Raw genomic sequence first — 22,000 nt, 5'->3', positions numbered from 1 at the left:
TCCAATGAGCTTGCGATGAGTTTTGATATAGCCAAATACCCTACCCTGGCATTGGTCGACTCCACCCAGGAGTTACGACTGTTACCGAAAGAGAGTCTGCCGAAACTCTGCGACGAGCTACGCCGCTACTTACTCGACAGCGTAAGCCGTTCCAGCGGGCATTTCGCTTCCGGGCTGGGCACGGTAGAACTTACCGTGGCGCTGCATTATGTCTACAACACCCCGTTTGACCAGCTAATCTGGGATGTTGGACACCAGGCTTATCCACATAAAATCCTTACCGGTCGTCGCGACAAAATCGGCACCATTCGCCAGAAAGGCGGTCTGCACCCGTTCCCGTGGCGCGGAGAAAGCGAATACGATGTGCTGAGCGTTGGGCATTCCTCCACCTCCATCAGCGCCGGTATCGGTATTGCCGTGGCGGCGGAGAAAGAAGGCAAAGATCGCCGCACCGTCTGTGTGATTGGCGACGGCGCCATCACCGCCGGTATGGCGTTTGAAGCAATGAATCACGCAGGCGATATCCGACCCGACATGCTGGTCATTCTGAACGACAATGAAATGTCGATTTCGGAAAACGTCGGCGCGCTCAACAACCATCTGGCGCGGCTACTTTCCGGTAAGCTTTACTCTTCTCTGCGCGAAGGCGGAAAAAAAGTCTTCTCCGGCGTACCGCCAATTAAAGAACTGCTCAAGCGTACCGAAGAACATATTAAAGGCATGGTTGTGCCGGGAACACTGTTCGAAGAGCTGGGCTTTAACTACATCGGGCCGGTCGATGGTCACGATGTCATGGGGCTTATCAGCACATTGAAGAACATGCGTGACCTGAAAGGGCCGCAGTTCCTGCATATCATGACCAAAAAAGGCCGCGGCTATGAGCCCGCGGAAAAAGATCCGATCACTTTCCATGCGGTGCCTAAATTTGATCCCTCCAGCGGATGTTTGCCGAAAAGCAGCGGCGGTCTGCCAGGTTATTCAAAAATCTTCGGTGACTGGCTGTGTGAAACCGCCGCCAAAGACAGCAAGCTGATGGCGATCACCCCGGCAATGCGCGAAGGTTCCGGCATGGTGGAATTTTCACGTAAATTCCCGGATCGCTATTTTGACGTCGCTATCGCCGAGCAGCATGCCGTCACCTTCGCCGCAGGTCTGGCGATTGGCGGCTATAAGCCCGTCGTGGCGATCTACTCTACTTTCCTGCAACGCGCCTACGATCAGGTCATCCATGACGTCGCTATCCAGAAACTGCCGGTCATGTTCGCCATCGATCGCGCCGGTATCGTTGGCGCGGATGGGCAAACACACCAAGGCGCGTTCGATCTCTCCTATCTGCGCTGCATCCCGGATATGGTGATCATGACGCCAAGCGACGAGAACGAATGTCGCCAGATGTTATTTACCGGGTATCACTATAACGACGGCCCGACGGCAGTACGTTATCCACGCGGTAATGCGCAGGGCGTGGCGCTAACCCCGCTGGAAAAACTGCCTATTGGTAAAGGTCTTGTGAAGCGTCATGGCGAAAAACTGGCGATTCTGAACTTTGGCACCTTAATGCCTGAGGCGGCGAAAGTCGCCGAAGCGCTGAATGCCACGCTGGTCGACATGCGCTTTGTTAAACCGCTGGACGACACGTTAATTCTGGAGATGGCCGCGCAGCATGACGCGCTGGTGACGCTGGAAGAAAACGCCATTATGGGCGGCGCTGGCAGCGGCGTAAACGAAGTGCTAATGGCCCATCGTAAACCTGTACCTGTGCTGAATATCGGTCTTCCGGATTTCTTTATCCCGCAAGGAACGCAGGAAGAAGCCCGCGCGGAACTGGGGCTTGACGCCGCAGGCATTGAAGCCAAAATCAAGGCCTGGCTGGCATAATCTCCTCTTTGCTCCTGCTATGCTTGAAGAGTGACGGGTATAACAGGAGCGGAGTCATGCAATACAACACGTTAGGAAATACCGATCTTCGGGTGTCCCGCCTTTGTCTGGGCTGTATGACATTCGGCGAGCCGAGTCGCGGCAATCACGCCTGGACGCTTCCCGAAGAGAGCAGCCGTCCCATCATCAAGCGCGCCCTTGAGGGCGGCATTAACTTTTTTGATACCGCCAACAGCTACTCCGACGGCAGCAGCGAAGAGATTGTCGGTCGCGCGCTGCGTGATTTTGCCCGGCGCGACGAGGTGGTGGTAGCGACGAAAGTCTTCCATCGCGTCGGCGATCTGCCGGAAGGATTGTCCCGCGCGCAAATCCTGCGCTCTATTGACGATAGCCTCACCCGTCTGGGAATGGAGTATGTCGATATCCTGCAAATCCACCGCTGGGATTACACCACGCCGATAGAAGAAACTCTGGAAGCGCTAAACGACGTGGTAAAGGCGGGTAAAGCCCGCTATATCGGCGCTTCCTCAATGCACGCCTCACAATTTGCCCAGGCGCTGGCGCTACAAAAACAACACGGCTGGGCGCCGTTTGTCACTATGCAGGATCACTATAACCTGATCTACCGCGAGGAAGAGCGTGAGATGCTACCGCTGTGCTGGCAGGAAGGGGTCGCCGTGATTCCGTGGAGTCCGCTGGCGCGCGGGCGCTTAACTCGCCCCTGGGGAGAAACCACGGCCCGGCTGGCCTCGGATGACGTGGGCAAAAATTTATACGATGAAAGCGATAAAAATGATGCGCAAATAGCGGAACGGCTGGCTGGCGTCAGCGAGGCGCTTGGCGCAACGCGAGCGCAGGTTGCGCTGGCCTGGCTGCTCAGCAAACGAGGCGTCGCCGCGCCGATTATCGGCGCTTCGCGTGAAGAGCAGTTAGATGAGTTGCTGAATGCCGTTGATTTAACGCTCAAACCGGAGCAGATTGCCGAACTCGAAACACCGTACAAGCAGCATCCGGTGGTGGGATTTAAATAATCTGCCATTGCCCGATGGCGCGGCGCTTATCGGGCCTGCGAAATCGACATATTGTTCGGAGGCAGGCCGGATAAGGCGTTTATGCCGCCATCCGGCAAACCCTTTAAATAATACCGAGCGGCCAGTGATGACCGATAAAATACAGTATGCCAGCGGATATCACCCCGGCGACGATATCATCGATCATTATCCCCATGCCGCCGTGCACGTTGCGATCAAACCAACGGATCGGCCAGGGTTTCCACATATCTAGAATGCGGAAAATAACGAACCCGGCAGCCACCCATTGCCAGTCCGTCGTCGGCAACGCCATTAGCGTTATCCACATACCGATAAATTCATCCCAGACAATACTGCCGTGGTCGTGTACGCCCATATCTTTCGCCGTCTGATGGCAAAGATAAACGCCAATGCAGATTCCAAACATCACGACCAGCGAATAAAGCTGCCACGGCAGAAACGTCATCAGATACCAGAAGGGGATCGCCGCCAGAGAGCCCATCGTACCCGGCACCACGGGGCTCAGCCCGCTGCCAAAGCCGGTAGCGAGCAGATGCCACGGATTGCGCAAATTCAGGCGACTTTTCGCAACATCTTTATGGCGTGGCAAAATGGTCATATCCTTTCCAGTCGAAGGTGACAGGCATTCCGTCACGTACAAAATTCAGCCCTTCAATATCTGCGCTCATTTGGCCTATGCAGGTAAAGGGAACACCCAGTTGACCAATGGCGACATCCAGCGCGCCACGGTTCAGTTCCGGCACCGTAAAGCACAACTCATAGTCTTCGCCGCCGGAAAGCGCCCAACGCAGCTCCTGCCCGTCATCAACATGGCGCATCATCGCATCGGATTTTGGCAACGCATCAACATCCACTCTTGCCCCACAGCCGCTGGCCTTGACGATATGCCCCAGATCGGAAATCAGACCATCGGAAAGATCGATAGCCGCGCTGGCGATGTCACGCAGCGCCTGGCCGTGTAAAATACGCGGCGTCGGGCGTAAATGCCGTTGAATTAAATAGTGAGCATCGGTCTCCTCCGACACCTGTAGCCGGTTTTGCAAAACCGCCAGCCCGGCAGCGCTGTCGCCCGGCGTACCGGTGACATAAATCCAGTCGCCCGGCTTCGCGCCAGATCGCTTGAGCGCGCGCCCTGCCGGGATATAACCGTGGATACCCAGCGTCATCGACAGCGGTCCACGCGTGGTGTCGCCGCCAATGAGCTGCATATCGTAGTAATTCAATAGCGCAAACAGGCTGTCGCTAAAAGCCTCCAGCCACGGCTCATCCACTTCCGGTAGCGTTAACGCCAGCGTTAACCAGGCCGGGTCGGCCCCCATCGCGGCCAGATCGCTTAAATTCACCGCCAACGCTTTATAAGCCAGATCGGCAGGATCGATATCAGGGAGGAAGTGGTTGCCCGCCACCAGCGTATCGGTACTGATCGCCAGGGTCTGCTTTTCAGGAATATTCAGGAGCGCGCAATCGTCGCCAATACCGGTTTCAACATCAAGACGAGAGCTTCTTACACGGTCAAAATAACGGGCAATCAGGGAAAACTCGCCACATGCCATACGTTATGCCTCAGCAGAAAAAAAGAAAAGGCCGGAGACGGCGGGTATCGATCGCCCGCTATCTTTCCGGCCTGTGAATCACTTTTTGTTGGGACGAATCACCGGAGCTGCTTTATCCAGTACGCCGTTGACGAATTTGTGGCTGTCTTCAGCGCCAAAGGTTTTCGCCAGTTCAATCGCTTCGTTGATGGCCACTTTATAAGGCACATCGCTGCGTTTTGACAGCTCAAACAACGCAATACGCAGCACGGCTTTTTCAACCTGTCCCAGCTCTTCAAGCAGGCGGGACAGATACGGTTTCATTAAACCATCCAGGTACGCGCTGTTAGTCGCCACCCCGGATAGCAGTTCACGGAAATAGAGAACGTCGACGTCTTTTACGTCCTGTTCCGCCAGGAACTGGTATTCAACATCAGCGATGTCGTTCTGGGACAACTGCCAGGAGTAAAGCGCCTGGACGGCACACTCACGGGCGCGGTGACGAGCAGCAGGTTTCACGGAATTCCCCTTACAAAAAATCAGGCCTTAATGGCTTTCAATACATTAATCATTTCAAGCGCGGTCAGCGCAGCTTCTGCGCCTTTATTACCGGCTTTTGTACCAGCACGTTCGATGGCTTGTTCAATACTCTCGGTGGTCAGAACACCAAAGGCTACCGGCACGCCGCTGTCCTGGGCAACGCTTGCCAGGCCATTGCTGGCGCCGCCTGCCACATATTCAAAGTGCGCAGTCCCCCCGCGAATCACGGTTCCCAGCGCAACCACGGCGTCGTATTTACCGCTTTTCGCCAGCGCTTCGGTCGCCAGCGGCAGTTCATAAGCGCCAGGCACCCACACTACGGTAATATTATCATCTTTTACCTGACCAATACGCGTCAGGGCATCAACCGCGCCATCCAGCAGGCTGTCGTTGATAAACTGATTGAAACGCGCAATAGTGATGGCGACACGAGCGTCAGGGGCTGCAACGTTAGCTTTAATAATGTTCATATTCTCTCTTCCAGGGTTCATTTGGCCCCGCAGGGGGGCGGATTTTATCATAATAATTTGAGCGCTGCTCCCCTTTCGACGGGAGAACTCATGCGCTCACCATATGCAGGCAAACATCCGGGCCGACATGACGTATTTCGCTGAAGGTAAATTGCGGCGCGTCGGCGAGCTTCTCAAGCCCCGGCAATTCGCATAATCCCCGCGCCTGGGTTCCCAACAATTTAGGCGCGACATAGACAATCAGTTCATCCACCAGCCCGGCTTGCAGCAACGCGCCCGCCAGTCCCGGTCCGGCCTCAACCCATATGCTATTAATCTGCTGCCTGCCTAACTGCATCATCAGCACAACCAGATCCAAATGTCCGTTGTGCGCCGGCACGCTGATAGTACGAACCGAATCGGGCCACGCGTGGCTATCTTCCTGGGTACGCGCAATCCACGTTTCGCCAGGCTGCTGCACAATACGATGCGCAGGCGTTACCCGGTTTTGGCTGTCGATAACAATTCGCACCGGCTGGCGCAGATTTTCCTGCGGGTAAGACGCCTGTGTAGAGGCGTCTAACTCCGCCCAACGCACCGTCAAGGCCGGATCGTCAGCCAATACCGTCGCGCTACTGGTTAAAATAGCGTGGCTTTGCGCACGCAAGCGCTGAACGTCGCGCCGGGCCTGCGGCGAGGTGATCCACTGGCTTTCGCCGCTGGCCATCGCCGTCCGTCCATCCACGGAGGCACCCAGTTTAAGCTGAAGATAAGGGAATCCGGTACGCATCCGTTTGAGGAAGCCTTTATTGAGCGCCTCCGCTTCACTCATCATTAACCCGTGGCTGACCGCAATACCCGCCTGTTGCAGGCGATACAGCCCGCGCCCGGCGACCTGTGGGTTCGGGTCCTGCATCGCGGCGACCACGCGCGCGACGCCAGCCGCAATCAGCGCATCGCAACATGGCGGCGTTCGCCCATGATGGCTACAGGGTTCAAGCGTGACATAGGCGGTTGCGCCTTTGGCTTTTGCGCCCGCCATCCGCAGCGCATGGACCTCGGCGTGCGGCTCTCCGGCGCGATGGTGATAACCTTCGCCGACGATGTCGCCATTGTTAACAATGACACAGCCGACATTAGGGTTCGGGTGAGTGGTGAAACGTCCACGCTGCGCCAGTTTGAGCGCTCGCGCCATGTAAAACTCATCCTGCATGGCTTAGTCCTGTAGGCGAGCGATTTCTTCGCCAAAGTCTTTGATATCTTCGAAACTGCGATAGACGGAGGCAAAGCGAATATACGCGACTTTATCGAGTTTTTTCAGCTGCTCCATGACCAGGTTGCCAATCATCTTGCTGGGAACTTCACGCTCCCCAGTGGCACGTAATTGTGACTTAATATGGTTCAATGCCATTTCAACATCATCTGCGCTGACGGGTCTTTTTTCCAGCGCTCTCAACATGCCGCTACGCAGCTTATCCTCATTAAAGGGTTCGCGCACATCGTTGCTTTTTATCACGCGCGGCATGACCAGTTCAGCCACTTCAAAGGTCGTAAAGCGTTCATTACACACCAGACACTGCCGACGGCGGCGCACGGACGAGCCCTCGCCTACAAGACGAGAGTCAATGACTTTGGTATCTACGGCGAAACAAAATGGGCAATGCATACGGCGTCCTGACCAGATGATTTAGGAAATGCTATTTTACCCTGAACTGGCGCGACAACAAAGGCGGAGCGCTTTTGAGATAAAGGATCGGTGCCTTTGTGCGTATAGCGCACTACCATTACGCTATCGGACCACGAAGGAAATGATCGACATGACAAGATGTTACCTAAGAATTCTCCTGGTGGGAAGTCTCTTGAGCCTGACCGCCTGCGCGCCGCAGAGCGAAGTTCGCCAGATGCATCAAAGCATTAGCACCCTGAATAAAGAGATGACCCAACTGAATCAGGAAACGGTAAAAATTACCCAACAAAATAAGCTGAATGCGGATTCAACCCGCGGCGTCTATTTGTTGCCTGGCGCCAATACGCCTGCCCGGCTGGAGAGTCAGATCGGTACGCTACGTATGACATTGCTGGAAATTACGCCTGTCGCTGACGGCGCTCACGCAACGTTACGCATTCAGGGCAAGTCCCGCGATCCGCTACCGGCATTCAGCGCTACCGTAGAGTACGGGCAAATTCAGGGCACTACGGAGAACTATCAGGAGGTGAATGCGCAGAGCCTTCTGGTAAATGCGCCCGCCAGCTTGCTGGCGCCCAGTGATGTCAATATTCCGTTACCGTTGAAGGGGATCACACCGGCGCAGTTAGGCTTCATTCGCATCCATGATATTCAGCCTGTTAATCAATAAACGTTCTGGCGGAGCGTTTTGTGCGCTCCGCAACATCCTCTGCGCAACTTTTGTTGCCCTTCTGACATTTCCGTAATTTATGACACGGATTGTTAATATTCATGAAAGATAGTACTGTCGCCGCGCCTAAAGTGCGCAAACGTGAACGCAATCGATTACGTAAATGATAGATATGTGAAACAAGACATATTTTTGTGAGCAATGATTTTTATAATAGGCTCCGCAGAAACACGAAATATTTAGAAACGCAAATTGCGTTCTTTTCACTCCCGCAAGGGATTTCAAACAGTGGCATACATATGAAAAAAACTTTACTCGCAGTCAGCGCAGCGCTGGCGCTCACCTCATCTTTTACTGCTAACGCAGCAGAAAATGATCAGCCGCAGTATTTGTCCGACTGGTGGCACCAGAGCGTAAACGTGGTAGGCAGCTACCATACCCGTTTCTCGCCGAAATTGAACAACGACGTCTATCTGGAATATGAAGCATTTGCCAAAAAAGACTGGTTTGATTTCTACGGCTATATCGATATTCCCAAAACCTTTGATTGGGGTAACGGCAACGATAAAGGTATCTGGTCCGACGGTTCTCCGCTGTTCATGGAAATCGAACCGCGTTTCTCGATTGATAAGCTGACCGGCGCAGACCTGAGCTTTGGCCCGTTTAAAGAGTGGTATTTCGCCAACAACTACATCTACGATATGGGCGATAACAAAGCCAGCCGCCAGAGCACATGGTATATGGGTCTGGGGACCGATATCGACACCGGCCTGCCGATGGGTCTGTCGCTGAACGTGTATGCGAAATATCAGTGGCAAAACTACGGCGCGTCCAATGAAAACGAATGGGACGGCTACCGTTTCAAAGTGAAATACTTCGTCCCCATCACCGATCTGTGGGGCGGTAAACTGAGCTATATCGGCTTTACCAACTTTGACTGGGGATCTGATTTAGGCGACGATCCGAACCGTACCAGCAACTCCATCGCTTCCAGCCATATCCTGGCGCTGAACTACGATCACTGGCACTACTCGGTCGTTGCGCGTTACTTCCATAACGGCGGACAGTGGCAGAATGGCGCCAAACTGAACTGGGGCGACGGCGATTTCAGCGCGAAATCTACCGGCTGGGGCGGTTACCTGGTCGTGGGTTACAACTTCTAAACCTGCAAAAAAGCCAGAGGTCGTCCTCTGGCCCGTTTCGGGCGCATGCTGCCATGCGGCGGCGAGTCGCGCCCACTTCACATTACTTCCGGCGATGCCACCAGCCTAAAAACAGACCTGTCGCAATCCCGACCAGCGTTGGTGCCGCCAGATCGTGCCAGATAGTAATGCTCAACTCTGTGAGCGTCATATTGCCGCCTTTGTTGCAATGGCAACGGTTCGCGGCTATCCTCAACTTGTCTGGGGTCAAGTTAGCCCCCGTAATGTTGCCGGTGAATACCGAACAATGTGCGGGGGTTTTCTCTTTCCAGCGACAAGGCCACCGGGGATCAAGCCCCCGCAACATTGCGCCTCACCGGGTTGCCCCGGCTTACCGCTGATTCTACTCTGCTCGCCAGTATCGGCAGGACTTAAAAACAAAAAAATCCCAACCTTGCGATCGGAATTCCAGTGACAATGTATGCGTTACAGGACGTTTGGGGCTGGCGACAAACTCCGGGGCTGAAAAAATGTCAGATTGCATCCGACCTACGAAAACCAATAATTCATTTATATTGCGGATTCCGTTGGGTGGAGTGGAGCGAAGCGTAACCTAACATTCAACAGCACCAACAGCTTTGTCAGCAGTCTGCTTATTTCTTTTTGTTCATCATCGCTTTCAGATCGGCAAACGGGTTATAAGTCGCCTCGCCGACATCTTTTTGCGCATCTTCCCCGGCAATGACCGTCGAACCGTACTGATCGGCTTCGGTATATTTAGAATGCTCATGATCGTGGCAGTAGAGGCACAATAGCTCCCAGTTACTGCCGTCTTCCGGGTTATTGGTGTGGTCATGATCGATATGATGCACCGTCAGCTCACGCAGATTTGAATACACAAACTCACGGGAACAACGTCCGCACACCCACGGAAACAGCTTCAGCGCTTTTTCACGATAGCCGCTTTCCAGGCGCGCGTAGTTTTTTGGGATGATAGCCATAATTAACAGGTACCTGAATAATACAAAGGGTTATGCGCAGTTTCCCGCGAAGCCGGGCTTTTAGCAATGATTCTGTGCAACTTATATATCCAGGTAAGGAAGGCTATTTCAGGCAAACTGATGACCAATCAACCCGTTTTACAAGCGTTGGAGGTATCGCTATCACATCTTACGGCATTTTTTCGTGCTCGACTTTACGCAAAAAATCACGCAAAGAACGGTCGATTGTTTCACGAAATCGCCGGTTAAGCGGAGTAATTTGTAAACAGCGATCGAGGCGAAAACACCGATAGTCTTCCCGTCTCTCACACCAGGCAACCAGTAGCCAGTGCTCTCCCCAGAAAAACAATCCCAGAGGTTGTATATCCCGCGAAGAGAGATGCCCCGCTTCATCACGATAATGTAGCGCCAACACCTGCTGCGCCGAAACAGCCTGATGGATAAGATCAAACGCGCTGCGCGAATGTGGAGATGTACCCAAATCCGGAGCGTAAATCCGTGTCTGCTCCGCTTTACGACGGCTCTCTTCCGGTAAAATAGCCAACACTTTTTCCTGGGCGGATTCAAGCTCGCGCGATAGCGAATCGCCACCCCAGGTTTTCAATAACCGTATAGCCACCATCAGTGCTTCCGATTCACGATGGGTAAGCATCAAGGGCGGCAGATCAAAACCCGCCATTAAACGGTATCCGCTCCCCGCTTCACCTTCGACAGGCACACCGGATAACGACAGATCGCGAATATCGCGATAAATCGTCCGTTCAGAAACCGCAAGCCGCTGTGCCAACAGCGCTGCCGTCGTCAGTCGTCTACCCCGCAAAATTTGCACGATCTGAAACAAACGGTCAGCGCGTCTGGTCATATTGACTCTCTACATTTAGCAAATATCACGCAGGTTGATGTAAACCTATTCGGTTACCTTCGCTGTCAATAAACAACGCGATGGTTCCAATGTCATCTCCGGGAACCATGGGTTCCAGAACACACTTGCCACCGGCAAGGACGACACGTTCAATCGAGGCTAACAAATCGGCGGTATGCAGATAAATAACGACTCCCTGCGCAACTGGAGCGACATCATCCTGCTTTATCAGCGCTCCGCCGGGTCCGGGTTCAGCATACGGGAATACGGCCAGGTCCGCCCCATCCATGGTTTCCCGACGTAACGATATCTGCATCACTTGCTCATAAAAGGCGATTGCACGCGCCATATCAGTAACTGGAATTTCAAACCAGTTAATCAAGTTTTTCATACATCCTCCTGCGAGTGTGGGTAAATTCATGAGGAGTGTATGACAGGGCTCCTGACAGCATACTGTCAGTAATGTTTATCGTCATGGTACATAAATAAAAAATCCCGATCGCATGACCGGGATTCAGATAACACTTAAATACGTGTTTACGGCAGAATGGACGGCTGATCCGCCCCTTCTTTTTCGACTTTCTGCTGCAGCATATGCTCGCGCTTCATACCGAGTTTCAGCGCCAGCGCCGATGCGACATAGATAGAAGATGCCGTACCAATAGAGACACCGATCAGCATCGTCAGCGAGAAGCCTTCCAGTACCGGACCGCCGAAGAGGTACAGCATCAGAATTACCACTAACGTCGTACCGGAGGTAATCAACGTACGGTGTAGCGTCTGGGTCAGCGACACGTTAAAGATTTCGTAAGGCGTCCCGCGACGGATTTTGCGGAAGTTTTCACGAATACGGTCGGAGACCACGATACTGTCGTTCAGCGAGTAACCGATCACCGACATCAACGATGCCACAATGGTCAGGTCAATCTCAATATGGAAAAGCGACAGTATCCCCAGCGTAATGATCACGTCGTGCGCCAGCGCGATGACCACCCCTGCCGCCAGTCGCCACTCAAAGCGGAAACCGACATAAACGAGGATAGAGATCAACGCCACCAGCAGCGCCATGGCGCCGGTTTGCGCCAGATCGGCGCCCACGCTTGGCCCCACGAATTCAATACGCTTCACGGCCGCGTTCTGGTTGGTGGCTTCATTAATGATCGTCACCACTTTGCTACCCAGTACCTGACCGCCGGTTTCACCTTCGGTTGGCGGCATACGCACCATAATGTCGTGACTGCTGCCAAAGTTCTGCAACTGCGGCTCTTCATAGCCCGCTTTTTGCAGCGCTTCGCGCATCACGTCCATTTCAGCCGGTTTTTCCAGCGTGATTTCAATTACCGTACCACCGGTGAAATCCAGCCCCCAGTTAAACCCGCGTACGCCCATAATGACAATGGCCGCGATCAGCAACAGCCCGGAGATGCCGAATGCCCAGAAGTCCCAGCGCATAAAGTCATAGACTTTACGGCCGTGGTTTAGTTGTTCAACAGTGTATTCCTGTGCCACATCGCACTCCTCAGATTGACAGCTTAGTGACGCGCTTGCCGCCATATAGCAGGTTTACGATAGCACGCGTACCGATAATCGCGGTAAACATCGACGTCGCCACACCGATACCGGTCGTAATCGCGAACCCTTTAATTGCCCCGGTACCGACAGCATACAGAATGATGACTTTAATCAGCGTCGTGATGTTCGCATCGAAGATGGAACTGAACGCGCCGGCATAGCCTTCGTTTATCGCCTGCTGTACCGTGCGGCCATTACTCAACTCTTCTTTGATACGTTCGTTAATCAGAACGTTGGCGTCGACCGCCACCGCAAGGGTTAACACGATACCCGCAATCCCCGGCATACTGAGCGTTGCCCCCGGCAACAGCGACATGATACCGACAATCAACACCAGGTTAGCCACTAACGCGCTGGTCGCAATCAGACCAAACTTCTTATAGAAGAAGATCATGAACAGGATGGAGACCACCAGACCGGCCAGACAGGCTTCCAGGCCCTGCTTGATGTTCTGCATACCCAGAGTCGGGCCAATGGTGCGCTCTTCAACGATCTGAATCGGCGCAATCAGGGCACCCGCACGCAGCAACAACGAGAGCTGACGCGCTTCGTTCGGGTTGCTGATACCGGTAATACGGAAGCTGTTACCCAGCCGAGACTGGATGTTGGCAATGTTAATCACCTCTTCCTGTTTCACCAGTACGGCGCGACCGTTAGCGTCTTTCTTACCGCTGTCTTTATACTCCACAAACAGGGTCGCCATCGGTTTGCCGATATTGTCCTTAGTGAAGTTAGACATGATATTGCCGCCTGCGCTATCCAGCGAGATGTTAACCTGCGGTTGGTTATATTCATCCTGGCTGGACGTCGAGTCGGTGATATGGTCGCCGGTGAGGATCACGCGTTTGTACAATACCACCGGCTGACCTTCGCGGGTCTGTTTCACTTCGGAATCGCCCGGTACGCGCCCGGCAGCAGCGGCGGCCTGGTCAACGTTGGTATTCACCAGACGGAATTCCAGCGTCGCGGTCGCGCCGAGAATTTCTTTCGCGCGAGCGGTATCCTGGATACCCGGCAGCTCAACCACAATACGGTCTGCGCCCTGGCGTTGTACGACAGGCTCCGCGACGCCCAGTTGGTTAACACGGTTACGCAGAATATTAATGTTCTGCTGAACGGCGTATTCACGCGCTTCGCTCAGGCGCGCATCGGTCATTACCGCGCGAAGTTGATTGCCGCTCTGGCTGGAAATCACCAGGTCACGATGACGCGGCGTCAGATAGGCGATCGCCTCATCACGCGCTTTGCTGTCACGGAACGTGATGCTCAGCCCATAATTATTTTCTTTACGAACGGTGGTATAAGGAATGCCTTTTTCACGCAGATCGCTGCGCAGGCTATCGATATTTTGTTCCTGGAGTTTACCTAACGCGGTATCCATATCCACTTCCATCAGGAAGTGAACGCCGCCGCGCAGATCAAGACCGAGCTTCATCGGATCGGCGTGAATAGCCGCCAACCAGCGCGGCGTAGCCGGCGCAAGGTTAAGCGCCACGACATATTTATCCCCCAGCACGCTCATCAGCGCTTCACGGGCGCGTAGCTGGGTATCGGTGGTGTCGAAGCGCGCAAGAATAGCGCCCTCTTCCAGTGCCACAGACTTAGCGGGAATTTTTTCTTCTTGTAACGTTTTCTGGACCTGGATCAGCGTTTGCTCACTGGCGGCGACGCCGCGCACGCCAGTGATTTGAACAGCCGGATCCTCACCATACAGGTTGGGAAGTGCGTAAAGCAGGCCGACGATAATCACGACGACCAGCATGATGTACTTCCACAAAGGATAACGGTTTAACACGGCAGTTCCCTTTGGGAAAACGAAATATTACAGCGCCTTCATGGTGCCTTTCGGCAGAACGGCAGCTACGAAGTCACGTTTGATAACCACTTCCGTGGTGTCATTCAGCGCGATGGCAATGTAGCCGGCTTCCGCTACTTTGGTCACTCGACCAACCAGACCGCCATTCGTCAGAACTTCATCACCTTTCGCAATGGAGTCCATCAGCTTTTTGTGCTCTTTGGTGCGCTTCTGCTGCGGGCGCAGGATCATGAAATAGAAAATCAGACCAAACACCACCAGCATTAAAATCAGAGACATCGGGCTGCCCTGCGCCGGAGCACCTGTTGCCGCTACCGCATCAGAAATAAAAAAGCTCATTCAAATTCCCTCATTATTAAAATTAATCAACGTTCAAAGGTGGAACGGGTCGCCCCTGACGTTGGTAAAACTCGGTTACGAAGCTCTCTAATTTACCCTCTTCAATAGCCTTGCGTAAACCCGCCATCAAACGCTGGTAGTAACGCAAGTTATGAATGGTATTGAGACGCGCACCTAATATTTCGTTGCAACGGTCGAGATGATGCAAGTAAGCGCGTGAATAATTGCGACAGGTGTAGCAATCGCACTCGGCGTCAAGCGGGCTGATGTCGCTTTTATGCTTTGCATTACGAATCTTCACCACGCCGTCGGTCACAAACAGATGACCATTACGGGCATTTCGCGTTGGCATGACACAGTCAAACATATCAATACCGCGACGCACCCCTTCCACCAGATCTTCCGGTTTACCCACGCCCATCAGGTAACGCGGTTTGTCAGCCGGGATCTGCGGGCAAACGTGCTCCAGAATGCGGTGCATATCTGCTTTCGGCTCACCGACAGCCAAACCGCCGACAGCGTAGCCATCAAAGCCAATCTCTACCAGACCTTTCACCGAGATATCGCGTAAATCTTCGTAAACGCTGCCCTGAATGATGCCAAAAAGCGCATTCTTATTGCCAAGGCTATCAAAACGGTCGCGGCTACGCTTCGCCCAACGCAACGACATCTCCATCGAGCGTTTAGCATAGTCCCAGTCTGCCGGGTACGGCGTACATTCATCAAAGATCATCACGATATCGGAACCGAGATCGTACTGGATCTCCATCGACTTTTCCGGATCGAGGAAAATCGGATCGCCGTTGATCGGGTTACGGAAGTGCACGCCTTGCTCGGTAATCTTACGAATATCGCCGAGGCTGAAGACCTGGAAGCCGCCGGAATCGGTGAGAATCGGCCCTTTCCACTGCATGAAATCGTGCAGGTCGCCGTGCAGCTTCATGATTTCCTGACCCGGGCGCAGCCACAGGTGGAAAGTGTTGCCGAGAATAATCTGCGCGCCGGTCGCTTCCACTTCTTCCGGCGTCATGCCTTTTACCGTACCGTAAGTACCCACAGGCATAAAAGCAGGCGTTTCCACTACGCCACGATCAAACACCAGACGACCGCGACGCGCGCGACCATCGGTGGTATCTAACTCAAATTTCATTATCACTCCTGCGTCAGAAAAACAGTCCGACGTTTAACGACTCGCTACGGAATGATTCCATAGCTAATAAATTCCCGAAGGCGTCATCGGCGCAGCCAGTTTGGAGTCGGCCAGCGCACAACCACCGGAGCGTACACGCAGTACGTGAGGATGGCGAGCACTGCCCGGCGTCAAAATGGCAAGTGAGATAGCCTTCTTACGGACGCTCAGAAATAGCCTGCGGATTGCACGTGATAAACATCGCGTCCCCGTAGCTAAAAAAGCGATATTTTTGTTCTACCGCAGTCTTATAGGCATTCATGGTGTGTTGATAACCGGCAAATGCGGAAACCAGCATAATCAACGTCGATTCCGGCAGATGGAAGTTGGTGATCAGCGCATCAATCACTTTGTATTGATAACCTGGATAAATAAAGATTTGCGTATCGCCGAAGAATGGCTCTATCAAATCGCTTTTTGCCGCCTGCGCCGCGCTCTCCAGTGAGCGTACCGAGGTCGTGCCGACGGCGATAACCCGGTTGCCGCGCGCTTTCGCCGCCAGCACCGCGTCGACCACCTCTTGCGGCACCTCAGCATATTCGGAGTGCATGATGTGATCTTCAATGGTATCGACACGCACTGGCTGGAAAGTGCCCGCGCCGACGTGTAGCGTAACAAACGCCATTTCGACACCTTTCTCACGAAGCGCCGCCAGCAGCGGCTCATCAAAGTGCAGCCCCGCGGTCGGCGCGGCGACGGCGCCCGGTTTTTCACTGTAAACCGTCTGATACAGTTCGCGGTCGGCGTCCTCGTCCGGACGGTCGATATACGGCGGCAACGGCATATGGCCGATGGCGTTGAGAATATCCAGCACCGGACGCGGGTCATTAAACTCAACTTCAAACAGAGCGCCGTGACGCGCGGTCATGGTCGCGTGAATACTTTCGTCATCGCCCAGTAGCAGTTCCGTGCCCGGTTTTGGCGCTTTAGAAGCGCGAATATGCGCCAGGATGCGTTTATCATCGAGCATACGTTCGACCAGCACTTCTATCTTGCCGCCGCTGGCTTTACGGCCAAACAGGCGCGCCGGGATCACGCGGGTATTATTGAAGACCAGCAAATCGCCAGGGTTGAGCTTATCGAGCAGATCGGTGAAAGTACCGTGCGTCAGCGCGCCCGTCGGCCCCTCTAATGACAGCAAACGGCAGCGACTGCGTTCCGGCTGTGGGTAGTGGGCAATCAAGGATTCGGGTAGTTCAAAGGAAAAATCGGTAACGCGCATGACTCTGACTCAGACTAAAATAAGAGGCGGGTAGTCTAGTGCCGGGGCGTTCCCGCTGCAACCGTTACCCGCTTTTTGGACAGAGAATCAATAATGAATTTTCTTGCTCACCTGCATCTGGCGCACCTTGCCGACAGCTCGCTTTCCGGTAATCTGCTGGCCGATTTTGTCCGCGGTAACCCGGCAACGCATTATCCTCCTGACGTGGTAGAGGGTATTTATATGCATCGGCGTATTGACGTCATGACCGACAACCTGCCGGAAGTTCGTGAGGCGCGAGAGTGGTTCCGCCATGAAACGCGGCGCGTGGCGCCCATTACGCTGGACGTCATGTGGGATCATTTTTTATCGCGCCACTGGACGCAAATCTCTCCCGATTTTCCACTTCAGGCGTTTGTCGGCTACGCCCATGCGCAGGTCGCGACGATTCTGCCCGACTCCCCGCCGCGCTTTGTCAACCTGAATGATTATCTTTGGTCAGAAAAATGGTTAGAGCGGTATCGCGATATGGATTTCATTCAAAACGTGCTGAATGGCATGGCGAATCGCCGTCCCCGGCTGGATGCCTTGCGTGATTCCTGGTACGATCTGGACGCGCACTACGACGCGTTAGAAGAGCGCTTCTGGTATTTTTATCCGCGTATGATGGCACAGGCCGCCCGCAAAGCGCTGTGACGGCCTGATAGCGAGGGCGTGCGTCAGATCCGCCGTTGGCAGAAAGATCGTTCGCTGTCATAAAGGAGTCATCATTACGATTTATAATGACCCGATCGATAGGCAAAAGCTGTCTCATTGATTGTCAAGACCGCATTGTTTTGTCGCTTCGCCCTCCCTATACTGCCCGCGTTGCGTTCTAAAACCCTTAATATTGCAGGAGAATTATTATGGTACTGGTTACTCGTCAGGCCCCGGATTTCACCGCTGCGGCGGTACTGGGTAGCGGTGAGATTGTTGATAAATTCAACTTCAAACAGCACACCAATGGTAAAACGACCGTTCTGTTCTTCTGGCCGATGGACTTCACTTTTGTTTGCCCGTCTGAGCTGATCGCCTTCGATAAACGTTATGAAGAATTCCAGAAGCGCGGCGTTGAAGTGGTCGGCGTTTCTTTCGACTCTGAGTTCGTCCACAACGCATGGCGTAACACCCCTGTCGATAAAGGCGGCATTGGCCCGGTGAAATACGCAATGGTCGCTGACGTGAAGCGTGAAATTCAGAAAGCTTACGGTATCGAACATCCGGACGAAGGCGTTGCGCTGCGCGGCTCTTTCCTGATTGACGCAAACGGTATTGTTCGCCACCAGGTCGTAAACGATCTGCCGCTGGGTCGTAACATCGACGAAATGCTGCGTATGGTCGACGCGCTGCAGTTCCACGAAGAGCACGGCGATGTCTGCCCGGCGCAGTGGGAAAAAGGCAAAGAAGGCATGAACGCCTCTCCGGACGGCGTGGCTAAATACCTGGCTGAGAATATTTCCAGCCTGTAAGTCAGTGCATTGATAAAAGGCTCGCGAATGCGAGCCTTTTTTATGCGTGAGGTATTATGAACCACCTCGCCTCAACGATTCATCCATACCGTCGCGGAAATCGCGGGTAAACTAAGTCTTCCCTCGCGGATGTCACCGCTTCCCGTTTTACATTGCCATCCGGCCACGTTCAGCAACGGCAACGCTTCCAGCGCCACTTCACAGGCCTCGCCCCGGTTAATCGCCACCAGCGCCCGCTGCTGCTGATAAACTCGCACGAATACCACTACGTCACCTTCGGCATACAGCGCCTGGCATCCGCCACGACGCAGCGCCAGACTGCTCTGGCGCAGTTTCGCCATACGCTGGTACAGCGCCAGCAAGTTGCCGTCCTGCTTGCGTTCATCCCATGGGAACGGTTTGCGGCACATGGGGTCATTTGCGCCGTCCACGCCGACTTCATCGCCGTAATAAATACATGGCACGCCGGGCCAGGTAAACAGCCAGACCACCGCCAGCGGCAGGCGCGCCGCGTCTTTACCCAGCAGGGTTTTAAAGCGCGCAGTATCATGGCTGTCGAGTTGATTAAACATGCGCAGTTGCTGCTGGTGCGATAATCCGGCGCGGTAGTTATCCATCCACGCGATACAGGTCCGGGCATCAATATGCTGTGGTTCGTAAGCGATATCAGTATTGGCGAGAAATCCCCACAGCGGGAAGGTGAAGCCGCGATAATTCATGGCGGCATCTTCCGCATCGGCCTGTAGCCACTGCCGCGCATCGCTGAAATGTTCCCCCACAATATAGGCTTCAGGCTGCGCCTCTTTTGCCGCCCGGGTAATGCCGGCGACGTGCTGCAAATTGTGGCGCGCCCCGCCCGCCTCGCCCAGCATATGTACGACATCCAGCCGCCAGCCGTCCATATTCCACGGTGCCTTTAGCCAGTGACGAACGATACTGTCCTCACCGCGATAGATCTCATCCACCAGCGTTTCTGATTGATAATCGAGTTTCGGCAGGCTCGGATAACCCAGCCAGTCCAGCGCCACGCCTTGTGGTGAAAAGGAGTACCAGTCGCGCCACGGCGAGTCCGGGTGATGGCACGCGCCGCCAGTGCTGCGGTTATGCCTGTCAAACCACGCATGCGAGTCGCCGCTATGGTTAAACACGCCATCCAGCACCAGCCTCATGCCCTGTGCTTGCGTTTCACGCCGCAGGCGTAGCAGCGCCCGATCGCCGCCAAATTGCGGATCGACATGGCGATAATCTTCCGTGTCGTACTTATGGACGCTCGGCGCGGTAAATACCGGATTCAGATATAGCGCTGTGACGCCCAGTTTTTTCAGATACGGCAGCTTCTCACAAATGCCATTCAGACAGCCGCCGTAAAAGGTGGAACCGCCCGCCTGGGGGGTTAAAGGATCGTCCCAGTCGCGCAGCACAATCTCCTGACCCGCGGCATGATGGTAATACACTCGGTCCTGATCGGCTTCACGCGTCGCGCTGCGGGCAAAACGATCCGGGAAGATCTGATAAAAAATTTGATCGGCGACCCACTGCGGGCCGCTATCCGGCACATCAACCGCAAATTGTTCCAGACGCGCGGGTGGAAAGCAGCTAAATCCCTGCGGCGTAAACCATCGCTGGCGGTCATGCCAAAGCAATTTAAAGCTGTAACGGCGACGGGGCTGTCCTAACGCGATATTGAGCGTCGCTCGCCACGCCGTCACGCCCGGCTGCGGCTGGCGGCGCTGTTTGCGCATCGCCAGTGAGATTTCTTCGTTATCGAATTCTGAGCGCAACGTCACGCGAGACGGCGGATTTTCTCCGCTCAGCCACAGCGTAATGGTTAATTTATCGTTATGTTGCTTAACAAACGGGGCAACCGGTAAGTGCCAGGCATTCAACATCTCGTATCCCCTCTACTAAAAATGGGGCCACCTTGCCACAGAGATTTAAAGGATAACTCATCATCCGGGGGTTTATTAGGGGAGGAGACTCCAGGAGGAGAAACGGCTCCGCTTATCCGGCCTGCCGTTGCCTGCAGACCGGATAAGGCAGAGAAAAACGACTACGCCTGCGCCAATTGACGGTCGCGACGGCGTTTAAATATCCAGCCAATCAACAGCAGAACTATCCAGGCGAAGCCCACATACAGTGAGATGCGGGTATTCGGATGGTAGCCGATAAGCGCAATAATGAAGACCAGGAAAATCAGACCCGCTATCGTCGTTACGACACCGCCCGGCACCTTAAACTTCAGCGCTTTTACCTCTTCCGGCGGTAAACGACGACGGAAGGCGATTTGCGACAGCAGGATCATAATCCATACCCATACCGTCGCAAACGTCACCAGCGAGGCAATCACCAGGAAGACGTTTTCCGGCATGATGTAGTTCAGGTAAACCGCAAACAGCAGCGCAATCGTCATCACCAGCACAGTGACCCACGGAATACCACGGCGTGACGTTTTGGCAAAGACTTTCGGCGCGCTCCCCTGCTCCGCCATACCATGCAGCATACGGCCTACGCCAAACACATCGGAGTTGATAGCGGAAAGCGAGGCGGTCAATACCACAAAGTTCAGAATGCTGGCGGCAAAGGTAATCCCCATATGCTGGAACGTCAGCACAAATGGGCTGCCGTTTGTGCCGACCTGATTCCACGGATAGATAGACATAATGACGAACAGCGTGCCGACATAAAATACCAGGATACGCATCGGTACTGAGTTAATGGCGCGCGGAATGGATTTCTCCGGGTCTTTCGCTTCCCCGGCGGTGATACCGATAATCTCAATCCCGCCGTAAGCGAACATCACCATTTGCAGCGACATGATCATTCCCAGCCAGCCATTGCTGAAGAAGCCGCCGTTGCTCCACAGGTTATGAATGCCAGTCGGCTGCCCGCCGTTGCCAATTCCCCACACAATGATGCCGATACCCGCGACAATCATGATAATAATGGTGGCGACTTTGAAGAAGGAGAACCAAAACTCCAGCTCGCCGAACATCTTGACGCTCATCAGGTTGATGGCGCAAATGATCAGCACCACGCTAAGCACCCAAATCCAGTGCGGCACGGCGGGGAACCAGACCCCCATGTAAATGCCGAACGCGGTCACGTCAGCAATGGCGACGATCAGGATCTCAAAACAGTAGGTCCAGCCGGTAATGTAGCCCGCAAGCGGGCCGAGGTTTTCCTGCGCATAGCGCGAAAATGAGCTGGCGGCAGGGTTGTGAACGGACATTTCCCCCAATGCGCGCATAATGATATATGCCGCGACCCCGCCAATAATATAGGCCAACAGCACGCTCGGCCCCGCCATTTTGATGGCGTCCGCCGAGCCGTAAAACAGGCCGGTGCCGATTGCCGAACCTAATGCCATAAAGCGAATGTGCCGGGTGCTCAGCCCACGCTTTAGCTTATTATTGCTTTCCATCAATTTCTGACCTATCAACACAATAATAAATATCCTCCGGCATAGCCGGAGGTTTTTCTGATGCGCCTGTAAGGCTCTCTTACCAGCCGCGCCCTAACAGGCGCATACGATCTGACATTTGCATCAAACTTCGTTACTTAC

General features: G+C 54.1%; 23 protein-coding genes. 6 read left to right on the top strand and 17 right to left on the bottom strand.

From position 1 onward, the window contains the following. Nucleotides 1–15: 15 nt before the first annotated feature. Nucleotides 16–1,878 carry a 1-deoxy-D-xylulose-5-phosphate synthase gene (gene dxs, locus AAYN39_RS14040; protein WP_000006791.1) on the top strand — a complete coding sequence of 621 codons (1,863 nt, stop codon included), beginning with the start codon at nucleotides 16–18 and terminating at the stop codon, nucleotides 1,876–1,878. A gap of 56 nt (nucleotides 1,879–1,934) precedes the next feature. Beyond that, nucleotides 1,935–2,909: an aldo/keto reductase gene (locus AAYN39_RS14035; protein ID WP_001199865.1), complete on the top strand. Its 975-nt coding sequence runs from the start codon at nucleotides 1,935–1,937 to the stop codon at nucleotides 2,907–2,909. Nucleotides 2,910–3,012: 103 nt separating this feature from the next. On the opposite strand, the gene pgpA is transcribed toward AAYN39_RS14035, so the two are convergent. The 6 genes from pgpA to nrdR all read right to left on the bottom strand — a co-directional run bounded on the left by pgpA (nucleotide 3,013) and on the right by nrdR (nucleotide 7,117). Beyond that, entirely contained in the window at nucleotides 3,013–3,528 is a 516-nt protein-coding gene (gene pgpA, locus AAYN39_RS14030; RefSeq protein ID WP_000154063.1) for a phosphatidylglycerophosphatase A, read from the bottom strand. Further along, nucleotides 3,506–4,483, bottom strand: coding sequence for a thiamine-phosphate kinase (thiL, locus tag AAYN39_RS14025; RefSeq protein ID WP_000752139.1), 978 nt, complete (start codon nucleotides 4,481–4,483; stop codon nucleotides 3,506–3,508). The genes pgpA and thiL overlap by 23 nt, the downstream gene beginning before the upstream one ends. Before the next feature lie 78 nt (nucleotides 4,484–4,561). Then, nucleotides 4,562–4,981 (bottom strand): transcription antitermination factor NusB, encoded by a 420-nt coding sequence (gene nusB, locus AAYN39_RS14020; protein WP_000801120.1) that lies wholly within the window; start codon nucleotides 4,979–4,981, stop codon nucleotides 4,562–4,564. Nucleotides 4,982–5,001: 20 nt separating this feature from the next. Continuing rightward, nucleotides 5,002–5,472, bottom strand: coding sequence for a 6,7-dimethyl-8-ribityllumazine synthase (ribE, locus tag AAYN39_RS14015; RefSeq protein WP_001021372.1), 471 nt, complete (start codon nucleotides 5,470–5,472; stop codon nucleotides 5,002–5,004). An 88-nt stretch (nucleotides 5,473–5,560) separates the two neighbouring features. Continuing rightward, nucleotides 5,561–6,664 carry a bifunctional diaminohydroxyphosphoribosylaminopyrimidine deaminase/5-amino-6-(5-phosphoribosylamino)uracil reductase RibD gene (gene ribD / locus AAYN39_RS14010; RefSeq protein WP_001150215.1) on the bottom strand — a complete coding sequence of 368 codons (1,104 nt, stop codon included), beginning with the start codon at nucleotides 6,662–6,664 and terminating at the stop codon, nucleotides 5,561–5,563. Nucleotides 6,665–6,667: 3 nt separating this feature from the next. Further along, on the bottom strand, nucleotides 6,668–7,117 hold the full coding sequence (gene nrdR, locus AAYN39_RS14005) for a transcriptional regulator NrdR (RefSeq protein WP_000543533.1): 450 nt from the start codon (nucleotides 7,115–7,117) through the stop codon (nucleotides 6,668–6,670). A gap of 151 nt (nucleotides 7,118–7,268) precedes the next feature. Here nrdR and AAYN39_RS14000 point away from each other — a divergent pair, with 151 nt between their 5' ends. Together AAYN39_RS14000 and AAYN39_RS13995 are read left to right on the top strand one after the other, a co-directional pair. Next, a complete protein-coding gene (locus tag AAYN39_RS14000) occupies nucleotides 7,269–7,808 on the top strand; it encodes a DUF3251 domain-containing protein (protein WP_000196293.1) in 540 nt (179 codons plus the stop codon). A 299-nt stretch (nucleotides 7,809–8,107) separates the two neighbouring features. Further along, nucleotides 8,108–8,971 (top strand): nucleoside-specific channel-forming protein Tsx, encoded by an 864-nt coding sequence (locus AAYN39_RS13995; RefSeq protein WP_000752021.1) that lies wholly within the window; start codon nucleotides 8,108–8,110, stop codon nucleotides 8,969–8,971. Between the two features lie 82 nt (nucleotides 8,972–9,053). Here AAYN39_RS13995 and AAYN39_RS13990 read toward each other — a convergent pair whose 3' ends face one another. From AAYN39_RS13990 to queA, 9 genes are all read right to left on the bottom strand, one after another. Further along, a complete protein-coding gene (locus AAYN39_RS13990; RefSeq protein ID WP_000176312.1) occupies nucleotides 9,054–9,161 on the bottom strand; it encodes a type I toxin-antitoxin system toxin Ldr family protein in 108 nt (35 codons plus the stop codon). A 442-nt stretch (nucleotides 9,162–9,603) separates the two neighbouring features. Continuing rightward, a complete protein-coding gene (gene yajD, locus AAYN39_RS13985; RefSeq protein ID WP_000974818.1) occupies nucleotides 9,604–9,951 on the bottom strand; it encodes an HNH nuclease YajD in 348 nt (115 codons plus the stop codon). Nucleotides 9,952–10,120: 169 nt separating this feature from the next. After that, nucleotides 10,121–10,813: a YafY family protein gene (locus tag AAYN39_RS13980; RefSeq protein ID WP_000198318.1), complete on the bottom strand. Its 693-nt coding sequence runs from the start codon at nucleotides 10,811–10,813 to the stop codon at nucleotides 10,121–10,123. Nucleotides 10,814–10,838: 25 nt separating this feature from the next. Then, nucleotides 10,839–11,204, bottom strand: a complete 366-nt coding sequence (locus AAYN39_RS13975; protein WP_000793035.1) for a VOC family protein — start codon at nucleotides 11,202–11,204, stop codon at nucleotides 10,839–10,841. Nucleotides 11,205–11,350: 146 nt separating this feature from the next. Continuing rightward, nucleotides 11,351–12,322: a protein translocase subunit SecF gene (gene secF / locus AAYN39_RS13970; RefSeq protein ID WP_000046629.1), complete on the bottom strand. Its 972-nt coding sequence runs from the start codon at nucleotides 12,320–12,322 to the stop codon at nucleotides 11,351–11,353. Between the two features lie 10 nt (nucleotides 12,323–12,332). Then, nucleotides 12,333–14,180 (bottom strand): protein translocase subunit SecD, encoded by a 1,848-nt coding sequence (gene secD, locus AAYN39_RS13965; protein ID WP_000934811.1) that lies wholly within the window; start codon nucleotides 14,178–14,180, stop codon nucleotides 12,333–12,335. Nucleotides 14,181–14,207: 27 nt separating this feature from the next. Beyond that, nucleotides 14,208–14,540, bottom strand: coding sequence for a preprotein translocase subunit YajC (gene yajC, locus AAYN39_RS13960; protein ID WP_000007628.1), 333 nt, complete (start codon nucleotides 14,538–14,540; stop codon nucleotides 14,208–14,210). Nucleotides 14,541–14,562: 22 nt separating this feature from the next. Then, nucleotides 14,563–15,690 carry a tRNA guanosine(34) transglycosylase Tgt gene (tgt, locus tag AAYN39_RS13955; protein ID WP_000667304.1) on the bottom strand — a complete coding sequence of 376 codons (1,128 nt, stop codon included), beginning with the start codon at nucleotides 15,688–15,690 and terminating at the stop codon, nucleotides 14,563–14,565. Between the two features lie 196 nt (nucleotides 15,691–15,886). Further along, nucleotides 15,887–16,951 carry a tRNA preQ1(34) S-adenosylmethionine ribosyltransferase-isomerase QueA gene (gene queA, locus AAYN39_RS13950; RefSeq protein ID WP_001266528.1) on the bottom strand — a complete coding sequence of 355 codons (1,065 nt, stop codon included), beginning with the start codon at nucleotides 16,949–16,951 and terminating at the stop codon, nucleotides 15,887–15,889. 93 nt (nucleotides 16,952–17,044) lie between these two features. Here queA and acpH point away from each other — a divergent pair, with 93 nt between their 5' ends. Together acpH and AAYN39_RS13940 are read left to right on the top strand one after the other, a co-directional pair. Next, complete coding sequence (acpH, locus tag AAYN39_RS13945; protein WP_203085456.1) at nucleotides 17,045–17,626, top strand: ACP phosphodiesterase; 582 nt, start codon at nucleotides 17,045–17,047, stop codon at nucleotides 17,624–17,626. Nucleotides 17,627–17,835: 209 nt separating this feature from the next. Further along, nucleotides 17,836–18,438, top strand: a complete 603-nt coding sequence (locus AAYN39_RS13940; RefSeq protein WP_000244731.1) for a peroxiredoxin — start codon at nucleotides 17,836–17,838, stop codon at nucleotides 18,436–18,438. A gap of 71 nt (nucleotides 18,439–18,509) precedes the next feature. On the opposite strand, the gene malZ is transcribed toward AAYN39_RS13940, so the two are convergent. Further along, a complete protein-coding gene (gene malZ, locus AAYN39_RS13935; protein WP_000930730.1) occupies nucleotides 18,510–20,327 on the bottom strand; it encodes a maltodextrin glucosidase in 1,818 nt (605 codons plus the stop codon). Between the two features lie 161 nt (nucleotides 20,328–20,488). Next, entirely contained in the window at nucleotides 20,489–21,859 is a 1,371-nt protein-coding gene (proY, locus tag AAYN39_RS13930; protein ID WP_000445555.1) for a proline-specific permease ProY, read from the bottom strand. Nucleotides 21,860–22,000: the final 141 nt, after the last annotated feature.

The organism is Salmonella sp. K21076 (assembly GCF_039650795.1).
Lineage (GTDB): Bacteria > Pseudomonadota > Gammaproteobacteria > Enterobacterales > Enterobacteriaceae > Salmonella > Salmonella enterica.
The sequence above is the reverse complement of the archived record's forward strand: the minus strand, read 5'-3'. Positions and strand labels throughout refer to the sequence as shown.